Genomic DNA, 15263 nt, shown 5'->3' with positions numbered 1-15263 from the left:
CGACCTATCTGGAGCGTCACGACTGCATCAGTCTGCTGGACCGCCCGATTTCCGAACCCGACGCGGCGGGCGATTCCATCCGCTGGCCTGTGATCGACCCGGACCGCAATGTGCGCGGCTTTCAATCCGTGCTGATCGACCTTGGTGCGCGGCTTGGTCTGCCGGGGTTTGTGACGCCAGACGGTGCGCCGCTGTACAAAGACTACGCCGATTACATCATCAACCACCAACGCCGCCCCGGCATTGGCCCGCTCATGGGCTTTCGCGGTGATGGAACCGAGGAAGGCCGTGGCGCGCCGAACCCCGACCAGTTGCAACGCTACATCGACAACGGTGCGTTTTATCAGGCGCATGTGCCGGAGGGCGCTGACTTCTACAAACCGTGGAACAAGGCCTATCAGGATTGGGCGGTAAAAATCGGTCTTTACGATGCACCGCAACCCTACCTGTTCTCGATCTACTCCGAACCTCTGCGCAAATTTCAACTCGCCGCCGAAGGCCACGGGATGCGCCAACCGCCCGAAGCCCTGCGCGCGCGCGTAAAGCAGACAATGGACCCGCTGCCCATCTGGTACGCGCCTTACGGCGATGATGTGGAGGGGTTCCCGATCCATGCCCTGACTCAGCGCCCGATGGCGATGTATCATTCATGGGGCAGTCAGAATTCATGGCTGCGCCAAATTCACGGGCATAACCCCTTGTATGTGCCAACGAAAATCTGGAAAGCGAACGGGTTCAAGGACGGCGATTGGGCGCGGGTCACGTCGCCCAACGGCGAAATCACCGTTCCCGTTGCCCATATGGCCGCGCTGAATGAAAACACGGTTTGGACATGGAACGCCATAGGCAAACGCAAAGGCACTTGGGGGCTGGACCCGGACGCGCCCGAGGCGACTAAGGGTTTCCTGCTCAACCATCTCATTTCCGAACTGCTGCCCGAAAAAAGCGACGGGATGCGGTGGAGCAATTCCGACCCGGTGACAGGCCAAGCCGCGTGGTTCGATCTGCGCGTGAAAGTGGAGAAAGTAGCGGCACCGGATCAGGCGCAACCGCAATTCCCGCTGATGGATATGAAAGGCGTTGAAGTATGACCTGCCTGCCCGGACATACCGAAAAGAAGCTCGGCCTTGCGATTGATCTGGATACTTGCGTTGGCTGCCACGCCTGCGTGACGGCTTGCAAGGGCTGGAACGATCAGGGATATGGAGTGCCTTTGTCGGATCAAGATCCTTACGGCGCAGACCCGTCTGGCACTTTCCTCAACCGGGTGCATTCGTATCAGGTGCAACCGCCCGAAGGTACGGCGCAGGTGATCAACTTCCCTCGCTCCTGCCTGCATTGTGAGGATGCGCCTTGCGTCACGGTTTGCCCGACGGGGGCGAGCTACAAGCGGGTCGAGGATGGCATCGTTCTGGTCAACGAATCCGACTGCATCGGTTGTGGGCTGTGCGCCTGGGCCTGCCCATATGGCGCGCGGGAGATGGATGCGGATGCCGGCGTGATGAAGAAATGCACGCTCTGTGTTGACCGGATCTACAACGAAAACCTGCCCGAGGAAGACCGCGAACCCGCCTGCGTGCGCACCTGTCCGACCGGCGCGCGGCATTTTGGCGATTTCAACGACCCTGACAGCAAGGTTTCCCAACTGACCGCCGCGCGGGGTGGCTTTGACCTGATGCCGGAAATGGGCACCAAGCCGACCAATAAATATCTGCCGCCGCGTCCCAAGGACAAACGGCATGAGGCATCGCTGCTGGCCCCGCTGCTGGATATTCAAGCGACAGGGTTCGCCGGCTGGCTTGACCGCGTTTTGGGGAAAATCTGATGCATCCGGCACCTTCTGTCATCATATTCTCGGTTCTCTCCGGCCTTGGCTTTGGCTTCATGGCCTATCTGGCCTTGGGATTTTTGCCGCTCGTCGGGACATGGGCGTTCATTGCTTGGGCGATTGGCTACGCGCTTGCTGTGGGAGGTTTGGTCGCTTCTACTGCGCATCTTGGCAACCCGCAGCGCGCGCTCAAGGCTTTCACGCAATGGCGCTCAAGCTGGCTATCACGCGAAGGTTGGGCCGCTGTTTTGGCGCTGTTTGCACTGGCCCCGGTTGCGCTGGGTGACTGGATGGGCTTTGGCATTCCCTTCGTCTGGCGCGGATTGGCGGCAGCGATGGCGTTGGTGACGGTGGTTTGCACGGCAATGATTTACACCCAGATCAAGGCGGTCCCGCGCTGGCACCACTGGCTGACGCCGGTGATGTTCATGGCATTTTCCGTGGCGGGTGGCGCGCTTTTGGCGATGCAGGCAACGCTGGCCTTCGTGCTGCTGTTGGCTTTGGCGGTGGTGATGATGGCGCTGTTTTTCATCGGGGATCGCGAATTTGCCCGCGCGGGCGCGAGCATGGAAACCGCGACCGGGCTGGGGCGGATCGGTGAAGTCGCGGTGTTTGAACAGCCCCACACTGGCGACAACTATCTGCTGCGGGAAATGATCTTTGTCGTCGGCCGCAAACATGCACAAAAACTGCGGGTGATTGCTGTACTCTTTGCCGCTGTGTTGCCTGCGCTGATGGCAGCAGTGGGAGGGGTGGCGCTCATGTTGGCGGCGGTTCTGGTGCATCTGACTGGCGCTTTTGTCGCGCGCTGGTTGTTCTTTGCGCAGGCCGAGCATGTTGTGGGCCTCTATTACGGCAAACGTTGACTTGCTCTGGATCAAGGCGGGCAAGGCGAACACATGCTAACCCTAGCATGTAACGTCCCTCCGGGAGGCCTAAATGACTCGCCTGACGCTGATCCTGTTTTCGGTAATTTCCACCTCCTTGATGGGGGCTTTCATCGTTGCGGTCCTTGTGACCGGGTATGACACCATGATGCCGATTATCTGGGCTGCGGTTGTGGGTTTTGTGCTGGCCATGCCCGCGAGTTGGTTGGTCGCCAAACAGATCACCGAATAGTGCGACGGAAGATCAGACGCACACCGTAGAACGGCAAGATTTACCGCGGAGGTTTCCATGCGTCCTTATTCCAAAAGCCAGGTTATCCTGCATTGGGTTGTGGCCCTGTTGGTCGCGGCACAAATCCTGTTCCACGATTCGATTAAAGAAGCGTGGCACGCCTTTCGCAAAGGGCAGGTCGTGGCGTTTGACCCGCTGGTTGCGGCGCATGTCTTTGGCGGCATTGCAATTTTGCTGTTGGTTCTATGGCGCATCGCGATCCGCACGCGGCAAGGGACCGTGGCTCCGGTCGCAGGGACCAGCCCGCGCATGGCGCAATTGACGCATCTGGGACATCTGGCGCTCTATGCTGCTCTGGCGCTTGCTGCCTTGTCCGGTCTTGCGACTTGGTTCGGAGGGGTGGCGATTGCGGCGGAAGTTCACGAGTGGATGGAGCCTGCAATCCTGATCCTTGTGGGCGGGCATACCGCAGCAGCACTTTATCATCAGTTCTGGCTGAAAGACGGATTGCTGCGCCGCATGTCCCTGGGCGGCTAAATCCTTTTCAGCGGGTCAAAAACACCCGCAGCGCCGCTTCAAACTCCTTCGGTTTTTCAGCATGCAGCCAATGGCCCGCGCCGGGTAGTTTGGCAAACCGTGCCGCCGGAAACAGCGTACGAATCGTCTCGCGGTATTCGGGTTTGACATAGTGGCTTTCGGCGCCTGCCAGAAACAGGGTTGGCCCCGCAAACTGCCCTTTGGTGCCGGGCCAGCCGACGATTTTTGGCATCTCTGCCTCCAGCACGTCCAGATTAAGCCGCCAGCGCGGCGGGGTGGCCTTAAGGTCTAGCGATTGCAGAAAAAACGCCCGCAATGCCGGATCATCCATCTGTTGCGCCAAGCGTCGATCCGCTTCGGACCGTGCGGCAATGCCTGACAGATCAAGACTGCGCATTGCGGCGATATGGTGGCTCTGATCGTGGGCATAAGCAACGGGTGCGATATCGGCAACGACCAACCGATCCACCAAAACCCCATGCGTCAGCGCCAGTTGCATCGCGGCCTTGCCACCCATCGAATGGCCGACCACATCCATCCGCCCGCCATGCGCCGCAATCACCTCTGCCAGATCGCCCGCCATATCGGCATAGGATTGGCTTTCCGCCCTCGGGCTGCTGCCATGGTTGCGCATATCCACCGCAACCACCTGCCGATCCGCCGCCATCCGCCGTGCGATCACGCCCCAGTTGCGGGCAGACCCGAAAAGCCCGTGCACGATCAGCAGCGGTGGCAGGCCGGACGGCGTTTGCGGGCTTTCGGAAATCATGTTCAGCATGGCTTAGCCATAGCGCAAGCCACCATTCTATGCCAGAGCAGTTGAATGGGCAGAATGCGGCGGATAAACTGCCGCGACACAATCGGGATTGCAGTGCATGGGCGTGGTTTCAATTCAGCAAATGGCGGATAGGGTCTCCTCCCTGTTGACCGAAAGGATGCAGGTCAAGGGCCGCGATCTCGGCGAGAAAGTCAAACGAGCCGCTCGGCGATTGCCCCGCAGGGTGCGGGTGGCAGCGGAAGGTCTGGCGTTGGCGGCGGAGCAGTCGCAGCACCCCAAACTCCTGTTGCAGATCAATGAGGAAACCGTCGCCGAAAACTACGACATCTGCGTCAAGCACCTGTCGACCCTAAACAAAGGGCACAAGATGCGCGGCGTGCTTTTGGGGCTGTCGACCTCGATCCTGTTCAGCCTCGTTGCGGTGGTGGCGCTGGTTCTGTGCGTGTTGATCTGGCGCGGGTTTCTTTGACCATTTGCAGCGGCGCGCGCGACAACGCCGAACGGCTGACCAGTGTGACCGTCACGAAGGCAACATAAAGCAACAGATACCATGAGCCGAGCTTGGCAAAGCTGACCGTCTGCCCCTGCAATTGCCCGGAATAAAGCCAGGTTCCAGTCGCCGTGCCGACATTCTCCGCCACCCAAAGTGCAAGGCTGGATAGAAATGCCGCCAGCGGCAGCGGCATCCAGCGCGACCGTTCGGTATTAACGAACCATACGCGGGTGCGGGCATACAGAATCAGCGTTGCAGCAAACAGAACCAGTCGGATATCGGGCAAGAAGTGATGCGCAAAGAAATTGACATATATCGCCACAGCCAGCATCACCGTGGTCCAGAACGGCGGGTAAGGCGCGAATTGCATTGAGAAGATGCGGATCACGCGGGCCATATAGCTGCCTACGCTCGCATACATGAAGCCCGAAAACAGCGGCACACCCAGCAGCTTGAAAAACCCCGGCTCCGGATAGGCCCATGATCCGGCATGAACCTTGAACCATTCCATCGCAGTGCCGGTCAGATGGAACAGCAAGATCACCCGCGCCTCCTCCCATGTTTCCAGCTTGAACCGCAGGAACAGCGCTTGGGTCGCAATGGCGAACAGGAACAGAAAATCATAGCGTTGCAGCGCCCATTCCGGATTCCACAGGTATTTCGTCGCGACGATCATCACCAGCAGCAAGCCGCCAAACAAACAGGCCCAGGCCTGTTTGAAAACAAACATCACAAATTCGCCAAACACCCCCGGCAGACGCGCGCGGACGGCATCGCCAAGGCGGCGTTCGATGGTCAGGTTATGTTCGTGCAAATGGCGCATGGGGTGGGGATACTGATGTGCCATTGGCTTGGCAATAGGCTGGTTTGGAAGAGCCTTTCGGCGAGCTACGGAACATGGCACTTCGCTGCCAAAGAAGCTGTTTCCACTCGTTATCACCTTTAGAAGGCGGAGACTTGGGGTGAAGGTTCGGCGATGTTTCGATGATATGCAGCAGCGTCCACGCAAGGCCGAAGCAATCCTCTTTGCCAAAGCTGGGCATCAGGGCTTCGGCTTCGACATCTGAAACCGGGGTGGGAATAGCATGAATTGCGGTGGCAAAAGGCTCAATATCCGCATCTGTGTCGTAGTCTGGCAAATGTCCCAATGCGACAAATTCGCGGATTTCGCGACGCATGACGGCCCCCGCACGAATAAAATTTGATGCCGCTTTTATTCATCTTGTAGTGGAAAATGGCGCGGCGTTGCCACCGCGCCCCTCTTGGTTAAAGCCCCGGATATATCGGAAAACGTTTGCACAACGCTTCCACCTTGGTCTTCACCGCTGCCTCGACCGCGCCGTTGCCGTCATCTCCATACGCGGCCAGACCATCTACGACTTCAACAATCCAGTCGCCGATCTGCCGGAACTCGGCTTCGCCAAAGCCGCGCGTGGTGCCTGCGGGGGTTCCAAGACGAATGCCGGAAGTGATCGTCGGCTTTTCGGTGTCAAACGGGATGCCGTTCTTGTTGCAGGTGATATGCGCGCGGCCAAGGGCCTTTTCGGTGGCGTTGCCCTTCACGCCTTTCGGGCGCAGATCGACCAGCATCAAATGCGTGTCGGTGCCGTTCGTGACAGTGCCAAGCCCGCCTTTCATCAACTGATCGGCCAGTGCCTGCGCGTTCTTGATGACCTGACCCTGATAGGTCTTGAAATCGGGGCGCAATGCCTCACCAAACGCCACGGCTTTGGCGGCGATCACATGCATCAAGGGGCCGCCTTGGATGCCGGGGAAAATGGCGGAATTGACCTTTTTCGAAATCGCTTCGTCATTGGTCAGGATCATGCCGCCGCGCGGGCCGCGCAGGGTTTTATGCGTCGTCGTTGTCGCAACATGGGCATGCGGGAACGGGCTGGGGTAATGACCCGACGCCACCATCCCCGCGAAATGCGCCATATCGACCAGGAAATACGCGCCGACCTTATCGGCAATCGCCCGGAAGCGCGCAAAATCAAGAATGCGCGGAATGGCGGAGCCACCCGCGATGATCAACGCCGGTTTATGCTCCAGCGCGAGGCGCTCAATCTGGTCGTAATCGGGCAATAGCGTGTCTTTGACCACGCCGTATTGCACCGAATTGAACCATTTGCCCGACTGGTTCGGGGCCGCGCCATGGGTCAAATGCCCGCCTGCATCCAGCGACATACCCAGAATGGTATCGCCGGGCTTGATCAAGGCCTGAAACACGCCTTGGTTGGCTTGGGAGCCGGAATTGGGCTGCACATTGGCGAAATCACAGCCGAACAACTGTTTGGCGCGGTCAATCGCCAGATTTTCGGCAATATCAACATATTGGCACCCGCCATAATAGCGCCGTCCCGGATAGCCTTCGGCATATTTGTTGGTCAGGACCGAACCCTGCGCCTGCATAACCGCGCGTGAGACGATGTTTTCCGACGCGATCAACTCGATCTCATCGCGCTGGCGGCCCAACTCGGCGGTGATGGCGGCGAAAACTTCGGCATCGCGGCTGCCGAGGTCTTCGGTGAAGAAACCTGTGTCGCGGTGGGCGGTGTCTGTGGCGGCGTTCATATGCGTCTCCTGATCAGATCGGGGGCCAAAGGTTGGCGCTTGTGTAGTGCAGCTTGCCCGAATGCGGAAGGCAGGAATTCGCCGTGATGCCGTGAATGCGCGACATTGCGGTTTCCAACCGGTGGGCTACCGACGCAAAAACCGGGAATCACCGCTCAAATTGAGGCTTGGGCCCGGCTTGGGGTTGAGTTTGGCTTTCCACAGCGCCAAGACTTGGGGTCAAGGCCGTGCCGTGCCGCGCGCCGAAGGTCGGGGGATGTCGTGGTCAAAATTTCTTTCATGGCCAGCAGGGCAGAGGCCGCGCAAAGCGCGCTGATCAACCTGTCGGCGCGCTATGGCAATTGCCCGGCGGACAAAGCCCGCCATATCGTTGCCCTGGGCGGGGATGGCTTCATGCTGCAAACGCTGCACCAGACCCAAAGCCTCGACGTTCCCGTCTATGGCATGAACTGCGGCACCATCGGCTTTCTGATGAACGCCTATAGCGTTGATGACCTGCCGCGCCGATTGGAGGAGGCGGGGGAGGAGGTGTTGAACCCCTTGGCCCTGCGGGCGGAACGCGTGGACGGCACGGTTACGCTGGGGCTTGCGATCAACGAGGTCAGCCTGCTGCGCGCCGGGCCGCAAGCGGCAAAGCTGCGGATTTCAGTGGATGGCCGGGTACGGATGGAGGAATTGGTCTGCGACGGCGCACTTGTTGCCACGCCTGCCGGGTCGACTGCCTATAACTATTCCGCGCATGGCCCGATCCTGCCCATCGGTTCAGATGTGCTGGCGCTGACGGCGATTGCGGCATTCCGGCCCAGGCGTTGGCGCGGCGCGCTGTTGCCGAAGGCGGCGTTGGTGCGGCTGGATGTGCTGGAACCGGACAAGCGCCCGGTCCGCGCCGATGCCGACAGCATGTCGGTCCCCGACGTGCTGGCGGTCGAGATCCGCACCGAACCCGCGATCCGCCACCGCATCCTGTTCGATGAGGGCCACGGGCTGGAAGAACGGCTGATCCGGGAGCAATTCGTTTGACCGCAGGCGGCGATTTTCAGCCGGAAAATCGCCGCGAGAGAAATCAGGGGGCATTCTGCCCCCTCGGTGCTTCGCACCTCACCCCTGGAAGGTATTTTCGCCAAGATGAAGCTGGGGTCGGTTTGGTGGCCGTGCAAATTGCCGACTTCGGGGCTTTTATCAACCGTGCGGGAGTTTCGCCCAGTTTTCGAGTTTTCGATACAGTGTGGACGGGGAAAGTTCGAGGCTGCGCGCTGCGCGCGGGACGGATCCGCCGTGCAATTCGATGGTTGCCTCGATGATCCGACGCTCCGCTTCTGCCAGAGGGAGACCGAGAAGCCCGTCAAGTGAGGCGTTGCCCGCCGTCTGTGTCGGTGCTTCGGGACTGGCCTGTGGGTCGGCGTGAAACAGAATATCGTCGGGCAGCATGTGACGCATCACAGCATCACCGTCATAAAGCACGGCGACATTGCGGATGACGTTGAGCAATTGGCGCACATTTCCGGGCCAGCGCAGGTCGCGGAACAGAGTTTGGACATCACTGGACAGGCTGGAGAATTGGCGGTTTTCTTCCTGCGCGAAACGCAGCAATGCGGCTTCGGCGATCTCGATCACGTCATCGCCACGGTCGCGCAGCGGCGGCATATGGATCGGCACGACAAAAAGCCGATAATACAGGTCTTCGCGGAACTGGCCACGCCTCACCGCCTCTGCCGGATCGCGATTGGTGGCGCAGACGATGCGGACATTGACCTTGCGCGGGCGGGTCGCCCCGACCGGTTGCACCGTGGAGGTTTGCAAAAACCGCAGCAACTTGGTTTGCAGCGCTGGCAGCATTTCGCAGATTTCATCCAGAAACAATGTGCCGCCATCGGCAGCGGCGGCGGCCCCGATCTTGTCGGAAATCGCCCCGGTGAAAGAGCCTTTGATATGGCCGAACACCTCGGATTCCAGCAATTCCGCCGGGATCGCGCCGCAATTGAGGGCGATGAACGGCCCTGCATGGCGCGGGGATTTCTGATGCACGGCGAGCGCGCAAAGTTCCTTGCCGGTGCCGCTTTCGCCGGTGATGAACACAGTGGCCATGCTTTGTGCGACCGAGGCAATCTTGCCGTGAACACGGGCCATGGTTTCTGAAGATCCGATGAATGCCCCTTCGGGCAGGCTGGCGGGTAGACGCGCGACACTGGCGGAAGGCGCGCGCGCACCATCGCGCAGGGCGTTTTCGATCGAGCTGAGAAACCGCTGTTCGTCAAACGGCTTGACCAGAAACTCATGCGCCCCGGCGCGCATCGCCTCCACCGCCTTGTTGATGGAGCCATTGGCGGTGATCACGATAACGCAGGTTTCCGGGTGGCGTGTCAGCATGTCCTGCATCAACTCCAGCCCGTCTCGATCCGGCAGAGTCAGGTCCAGCAGCACGATCCGGGGTGGGGCGCTGCAAAACAGCGACAATCCTTCGGCGGCGCTGGCGGCGCAGGTCACGCGATGGCCCGCATTGATCAGCGTGCTGCGATAGACCATCTGCAATGACAGGGTGTCCTCGATCAGCAGAATGGCGGGTGGCGACGCCCCTTGGGACTTTTTGCCTTGCGCGGCGCTGGATTGATCTTTCATCTCGCCGCCTTTCGTTCGGTTGCGATCTCGGTGATAAATGCGATCAGGCGGTCCAGCCCGGCAAACAACGCCGCGGCAAGGGCGGCACTTTCGACCGGCATCTCCGCCAACGTGGCAAGATTGACGCCGCGGGCGTTCCGCTCCAGTTCCGCGGCACCTGCCGTACCTGCCAGCGCGATGAGCACATGCGAGGCATGGGCTTGGGCACGCCAATCGGTTCGGGCGATGCCCTGGCGCAGATCCTGCCGCACCTGCGCCAGGTCGGTCAGGAACCTCTGTGCCAGTTCGTCTGCGAGATCGGGTCCGGCCATGCGCAATAAGTCGCGAAAAACGTTACCGTCAAACCCGAATTCCTGTGGCAGCGGCGGGGCTGCCGTCGCATCTGCACTGCGGCAAGCGATGGCCGGATCACCGGGCTTTGGCGTGCGGAAACGCTGGTCGAACTCTCTCATGGCCCGGCGAGCCTTCGGGGCGTTGACAGTGGCGGGCGCACTTGGCAGAGGGGCGTGGTTTGCATGGCGGTCACAGGTTACGCTCCATGAGGATAAAGTCCAGCGCCGAAACCTCGCGTGACGCATTGCAGCATGAAAAAAGTTAGCAAAACAGTGGCTTTACTGCCACTGCGCTCTGCGCTTTCAGCCTCCCTATCTGCTCTCTCGAACGGCGGGGCAGATCAGACTTTTGCCAGACCAATGCCGCACAGAGCCGTGCGGATTTCATCCAGCACCGCCGCGTCCTCGATGGTAGCGGGGGTGTTGAACGGTTCGCTGTCGGCGATTTTGGCCATTGTGGCCCGCAGGATCTTGCCTGATCGGGTTTTCGGCAGGCGCTCCACCACGCAGGCGCGTTTGAAATCAGCGACGGGGCCGATCTTGTCACGGACCAAAGCGATACATTCGCGGACGACCTCTGCCTCATCGCGGGCAGAATTGCTGTTCAGACACAGAAAGCCCAGCGGCGACTGGCCTTTCAGCGCATCGGCAACGCCGATCACGGCGCATTCGGCAACATCCGGGTGATTGGCCAGAACCTCCTCCATCGCGCCGGTCGACAGGCGGTGACCGGCGACGTTGATCACGTCATCGGTGCGCGCCATGATGTAGAGATAGCCGTCCTCATCAACATAGCCCGCGTCGCCGGTTTCATAGTAACCGGGGAAGGTGCTGAGATAGGATTTGCGGAACCGATCCTCGGCGTTCCACAGCGTCGGTAATGTGCCGGGGGGCAGCGGCAGTTTGATCGCGATGGCGCCAAGCGTGCCGGGGGCGACGGCGTGACCGCCTTCGTCCAACACCTGCACGTCATAACCCGGCATCGCGACGGAGGGCGAGCCGATCTTGACCGGCAGCAGTTCAACCCCCAGCGGGTTTGCCGCAATCGCCCAACCGGTTTCGGTTTGCCACCAATGGTCGATTACCGGCAGGTTCAGCGCCGCTTTGGCCCATTTTATCGTGTCGGGATCGGCACGCTCCCCCGCCAGAAACAACGCCTGCAAGGAACTGAGATCATAGCGCGCCGCCAGCTTCGCCTCTGGATCAACCCGCTTGATGGCGCGAAGGGCTGTGGGCGCAGTGAAGAAACTCTTGACCCGATGTTCGGAGATTACCCGCCAATAGGTGCCGGCATCCGGGGTGCCGACCGGCTTGCCCTCAAACACAACGGTGGTGCAACCGGCAATCAGCGGTCCGTAGCAGATATAGGAATGGCCGACGACCCAGCCGACATCCGACGCCGCCCAGTATACATCGCCAATGCCGACATTATAGACGTTGCGCATCGACCAGTTCAGCGCGACCAGATGCCCCGCCGTCGCCCGCACGACACCTTTCGGTGCGCCGGTGGTGCCGGAGGTGTAAAGGATATAGGCAGGGTGGTTGCCTGCGACCGGGACACAATCGGCAGGTGCGGTGCCGTTTTGGAAGTCGTGCCAGTCGAGATCACGGCCCGTGACCATCTCTGCGCGCTGTTGCGGGCGCTGGAAAATCACGCAGAATTCCGGCTTGTGGCTGGCAAGTTCAATCGCGCCATCGACCAGGGGTTTGTATTGGATGACGCGCGCAGGCTCCACCCCACAGGAGGCGGCGATGATGGCGCGGGGTTTGCAATCGTCGATCCGCACCGCCAGTTCCCGCGCGGCAAAACCGCCGAAAACCACGGAATGAATAGCGCCCAAACGTGCGCAGGCCAGCATGGCCACCAGAGCCTCCGGCACCATCGGCATGTAGATCAACACCCGGTCACCGGTTTCAACCCCTTTGGCGCGCAACGCGCCGGCAAGGTTGGCAACGCGGTTTTGCAGATCGGCGTAGGTGATCTTTTGCTGACTTTGGGTGACCGGGCTGTCATGGATGATGGCGATCTGATCGCCGCGCCCTGCCTTCACATGGCGGTCGACGGCGTTCCAGCAAGCGTTGACTTGCCCATCGGTGTACCACTCGTAGAACGGCGCTCGGTTGTCATTCAGCGCCCGGCTTGGCGGCTTGTCCCAGTCAATCGCTTGTGCTGCATTCATCCAGAATGCCTCCGGATCCGATTTCCAACTGGCGTAGAGCGTTGCGTATGACATCTGAAGCCTCCCTGCATCTGCATGTTGATACCCTTGCGCGAGTGTGTCTTGCAAGATTTTTGGGTCACGATTGCGCGGCGGGTGCAGGGGCGGGTTCACCTGAGAATGGCGGTGCGAAATTGGTCTCACCCGCCCTGAATCGCCCCCGAGCTTGCGAAGTATAACATCGCCTAATGAGGGGACAATTTGCGTCAATGTCGTCGGACTTCAAAAGACCAACTTGGCAAATTAAAATATCATTTATAATCAAATTATTACGTTTGATTTCGACATCGTGAAAACAAACTCACCGGCACCCAGAAACCAACTTCCGACACTTCTAAGCCCACTTACTTTATTTCGTTATCGACGTAACTACGAAAAAGGCCGCCCTACTAAGGCCACCTCCACAACAATATTTCACGGTAGTAAGTTGGGCTATTTCCGCTTGGCCCGTCTCCGGGGTTTCTTCCGGTCTTCGATCAAGCGATCCATTGCCCGGGTGGTGTCGATGCCCCGCCAATGTTGGGAGATGAACGGATTGAGGTCATCTGCACAATGCCTCCTGCCAAAATAGGTCGCAGCAAAATGGTCGAGATTTATCACCGTATCCAACTCCGACTTTGCCTCGCCGATGGCTTCGATCGTAAGTTCAATTGCCAAGCCAAACCGGTAAGCGGCGGCATGAATAAAGAGCTGCATAAAGGCGGGAACATCAATCAGCCCGCCATGTGAAAGCTCCGCAACTGAAATCAATTTCGTGAGCGCGTTTTTAAGCACGGGGCCGTCTACGTCCACGGCCATAGGAAGGATTTCGGTTGACCGAAAGCGGGGGGTCAGCGTGAAATCATGGTTGATGAATTCACGTCCCTCAGGTGTTGCGGACAAGATCAGACTGACTGGCCATGGCGGGCCCTGCATCAAGTACCGAAAGCGCTTTGCGAAACTGGACATGGCTTTCAAGGTTGCATGTCGACCGGCATCTTGAACCTCGTCCAGATGGACGGCAGCAATATGCTTGTGTTCAAGTTGCTGTCTGAGGCGCCGCATCCGATATTCTTCAGGCCGGTTGCCGTGGGTGGGGGATTCCAGCTTGTTGAGGATCACGCAACATGTGTCCTTGATACTGGCCTGCCCCGGAACAATGACGCTGATGCCGCGCATATCGGCCAGATGGCCAAGAACATGCTCTTCCTTCCAGTCCGGTGCAAAGCGATAGACAGCACCCGGTGGCACGCAGCGTTTGCGCGAGGTGGCCTGTTGGGCGCATCCGCGGCGCGACTTCCATGACTTCTGGTCCTCGACCAAATCCAAAATAGCCCGTGAGGCGCTTGCCCGGATTGGCAGGCTCTACGACATCGAGCGCGACTTGGGCGGTCAGCCCGCTGACGTTCGCTATGCGGCGCGCCAAAGGCTCAGCCTGCCCAAGGTGACAGCCTTCTTTGCCTGGCCTGAACAGAAACTTCTGCGCATTCCGGGCAAAAGCGACCTTGCCAGAGCTTTCCGCTATGGTCTCGCGCGGCAAGACGGCTTCAGCTTGTTCCTGACCGACGGGCGTGTGGCCATAGACAAAAACCCGGTCGAACGCGCCCTGCGCCCGATAGGAATCGGCAGAAAAAAATTGGCTATTTGCAAGGGCCGATGCCGGCGCGGAAACCCTCGCACATGCGATGACGGTCATTGAAACCGCCAAGCTGAACGGTCTCGATCCGCTGCCCTATCTCGCCGACAGCCTCGACCGCATCCATCATCACAAGATCAACAGGCTGGATGAATTGCTGCCCTGGAACTGGGTGCCGCTCGCATCCGTGACGGACAGTCAAACCGCATAACTGCGGTATCACCGGCGTGGTTACTGAAGATCCTGGCCTTACCCACGCCAGATTTCCCAGGAAACCTGCTCGCTTCGGCAGGTTTTTGTTGTCATTTCCCGCACATCGCGACATCTTGCCCCCATTCCCGCGGGGTATTTGCTCCCGGATCGAAATGACGTGAATTGGTAAGTTGTTTTTGTTTGGGTTTTCGAGCATCAGCGAGACAACTTCGGTAGGATTTACAATGATCTCCATCGTCGCGGAATCGCCGCTTGGGACTGATTTATCCCTGTTGATGACACGGCATACGGTGGATATGTACGCTGACACGACACCTGAAAGCATCCACATGATGGATGCCGCGCAACTGGCGGTGCCTGAGGTTTCGTTTTTCGTGATGCGTGACAATGGCGTTCCCGTCGGCATGGGGGCGTTCAAGCGGATCAACGCGGATCATGCCGAGATTAAGTCGATGCATATCCTGGTGGAGGCGCGAGGACGCGGGCTGTCCCGGCGGATGCTGGCGCATCTGTTGGATGAGGCACGGGCTGCAGGCGTTCACCGGCTGAGCCTTGAGACCGGGGTCCAACCCACCTTCATCGCAGCCCGCGCGCTTTACGCCAAAGCTGGTTTTGCCGAATGCCCACCGTTTGAAGGTTATAGTCCCGACCCGAACAGCGTTTTCATGACGATAGAGATAGTAGGAAGAAATCGGGCCAGTAGTTAACATGAGTCACGACGCGGTTTGTGGACCATGTTTCACTGTTTGCAGGCCATCGGTGGGGACTATGATGCGCGGGACGGCCGGGATAAGCGGTTCGCTGTTCAGCTAGGTTCATCCGGAAGGTCGGAGCCCCGTCAAACAGCCGCCGCACGAGATCGGTCAGGTGGTCTATTTATGTGCACTCATGTCTGGTTGCGGGGATCGAGGTGCTCGGCAGCGTTGACACCGCGCAATG

Annotated in this window: 16 protein-coding genes and 1 pseudogene; 9 read left to right on the top strand and 8 right to left on the bottom strand. The window is 59.4% G+C overall.

Features of this window, described 5'->3' with window-relative positions:
- The 5 genes from L0H65_RS04430 to L0H65_RS04410 all read left to right on the top strand — a co-directional run.
- Positions 1–1091, top strand: a 1091-nt coding sequence (locus L0H65_RS04430) for a molybdopterin oxidoreductase family protein (protein ID WP_301457623.1), incomplete at its 5' end; no start/stop codon positions are given.
- Entirely contained in the window at positions 1088–1825 is a 738-nt protein-coding gene (locus tag L0H65_RS04425) for a 4Fe-4S dicluster domain-containing protein (protein WP_301457622.1), read from the top strand. The genes L0H65_RS04430 and L0H65_RS04425, both read left to right, overlap by 4 nt.
- Positions 1825–2694 carry a DmsC/YnfH family molybdoenzyme membrane anchor subunit gene (locus L0H65_RS04420; protein ID WP_301457621.1) on the top strand — a complete coding sequence of 290 codons (870 nt, stop codon included), beginning with the start codon at positions 1825–1827 and terminating at the stop codon, positions 2692–2694. The genes L0H65_RS04425 and L0H65_RS04420 overlap by 1 nt, the downstream gene beginning before the upstream one ends.
- Positions 2695–2767: 73 nt before the next feature.
- Positions 2768–2947: a CTP synthetase gene (locus tag L0H65_RS04415; protein WP_301457620.1), complete on the top strand. Its 180-nt coding sequence runs from the start codon at positions 2768–2770 to the stop codon at positions 2945–2947.
- Positions 2948–3004: 57 nt separating this feature from the next.
- Positions 3005–3484, top strand: a complete 480-nt coding sequence (locus L0H65_RS04410) for a cytochrome b (protein WP_301457619.1) — start codon at positions 3005–3007, stop codon at positions 3482–3484.
- 7 nt (positions 3485–3491) lie between these two features.
- Here L0H65_RS04410 and L0H65_RS04405 read toward each other — a convergent pair whose 3' ends face one another.
- A complete protein-coding gene (locus L0H65_RS04405) occupies positions 3492–4262 on the bottom strand; it encodes an alpha/beta fold hydrolase (protein WP_301457618.1) in 771 nt (256 codons plus the stop codon).
- A gap of 97 nt (positions 4263–4359) precedes the next feature.
- On the opposite strand from L0H65_RS04405, the gene L0H65_RS04400 reads away from it, so the two are divergent.
- On the top strand, positions 4360–4731 hold the full coding sequence (locus tag L0H65_RS04400) for a hypothetical protein (protein ID WP_301457617.1): 372 nt from the start codon (positions 4360–4362) through the stop codon (positions 4729–4731).
- Here L0H65_RS04400 and L0H65_RS04395 read toward each other — a convergent pair.
- The 3 genes from L0H65_RS04395 to glyA all read right to left on the bottom strand — a co-directional run bounded on the left by L0H65_RS04395 (position 4670) and on the right by glyA (position 7329).
- Positions 4670–5602, bottom strand: coding sequence for a DUF817 domain-containing protein (locus L0H65_RS04395; RefSeq protein WP_301457616.1), 933 nt, complete (start codon positions 5600–5602; stop codon positions 4670–4672). The genes L0H65_RS04400 and L0H65_RS04395 overlap by 62 nt on opposite strands.
- On the bottom strand, positions 5556–5933 hold the full coding sequence (locus L0H65_RS04390) for a hypothetical protein (protein ID WP_301457615.1): 378 nt from the start codon (positions 5931–5933) through the stop codon (positions 5556–5558). The genes L0H65_RS04395 and L0H65_RS04390 overlap by 47 nt, the downstream gene beginning before the upstream one ends.
- 88 nt (positions 5934–6021) lie before the next feature.
- Positions 6022–7329 carry a serine hydroxymethyltransferase gene (gene glyA / locus L0H65_RS04385; protein ID WP_301457614.1) on the bottom strand — a complete coding sequence of 436 codons (1308 nt, stop codon included), beginning with the start codon at positions 7327–7329 and terminating at the stop codon, positions 6022–6024.
- A gap of 261 nt (positions 7330–7590) precedes the next feature.
- On the opposite strand from glyA, the gene L0H65_RS04380 reads away from it, so the two are divergent.
- On the top strand, positions 7591–8349 hold the full coding sequence (locus L0H65_RS04380; protein WP_301457613.1) for an NAD kinase: 759 nt from the start codon (positions 7591–7593) through the stop codon (positions 8347–8349).
- 159 nt (positions 8350–8508) lie between these two features.
- Here L0H65_RS04380 and L0H65_RS04375 read toward each other — a convergent pair whose 3' ends face one another.
- From L0H65_RS04375 to L0H65_RS04360, 4 genes are all read right to left on the bottom strand, one after another.
- Positions 8509–9945, bottom strand: a complete 1437-nt coding sequence (locus L0H65_RS04375) for a sigma-54 dependent transcriptional regulator (RefSeq protein ID WP_301457612.1) — start codon at positions 9943–9945, stop codon at positions 8509–8511.
- Positions 9942–10397 (bottom strand): hypothetical protein, encoded by a 456-nt coding sequence (locus L0H65_RS04370; RefSeq protein WP_301457611.1) that lies wholly within the window; start codon positions 10395–10397, stop codon positions 9942–9944. The genes L0H65_RS04375 and L0H65_RS04370 overlap by 4 nt, the downstream gene beginning before the upstream one ends.
- A gap of 221 nt (positions 10398–10618) precedes the next feature.
- A complete protein-coding gene (locus L0H65_RS04365; protein ID WP_301457610.1) occupies positions 10619–12511 on the bottom strand; it encodes a propionyl-CoA synthetase in 1893 nt (630 codons plus the stop codon).
- Between the two features lie 417 nt (positions 12512–12928).
- Positions 12929–13804 carry a hypothetical protein gene (locus tag L0H65_RS04360; protein ID WP_301457609.1) on the bottom strand — a complete coding sequence of 292 codons (876 nt, stop codon included), beginning with the start codon at positions 13802–13804 and terminating at the stop codon, positions 12929–12931.
- Here L0H65_RS04360 and L0H65_RS04355 point away from each other — a divergent pair.
- Together L0H65_RS04355 and L0H65_RS04350 are read left to right on the top strand one after the other, a co-directional pair.
- A pseudogene (locus tag L0H65_RS04355) lies at positions 13731–14322 on the top strand (transposase); the annotation flags it as partial. The gene L0H65_RS04360 and the pseudogene L0H65_RS04355 sit on opposite strands and share 74 nt — an antisense overlap.
- Positions 14323–14599: 277 nt before the next feature.
- Positions 14600–15031, top strand: a complete 432-nt coding sequence (locus L0H65_RS04350; RefSeq protein ID WP_301457624.1) for a GNAT family N-acetyltransferase — start codon at positions 14600–14602, stop codon at positions 15029–15031.
- Positions 15032–15263 lie beyond the last annotated feature (232 nt).

It is taken from the genome of Pseudorhodobacter sp., from assembly GCF_030452865.1.
Classification (GTDB): domain Bacteria; phylum Pseudomonadota; class Alphaproteobacteria; order Rhodobacterales; family Rhodobacteraceae; genus Pseudorhodobacter.
The sequence above is the reverse complement of the archived record's forward strand: the minus strand, read 5'-3'. Positions and strand labels throughout refer to the sequence as shown.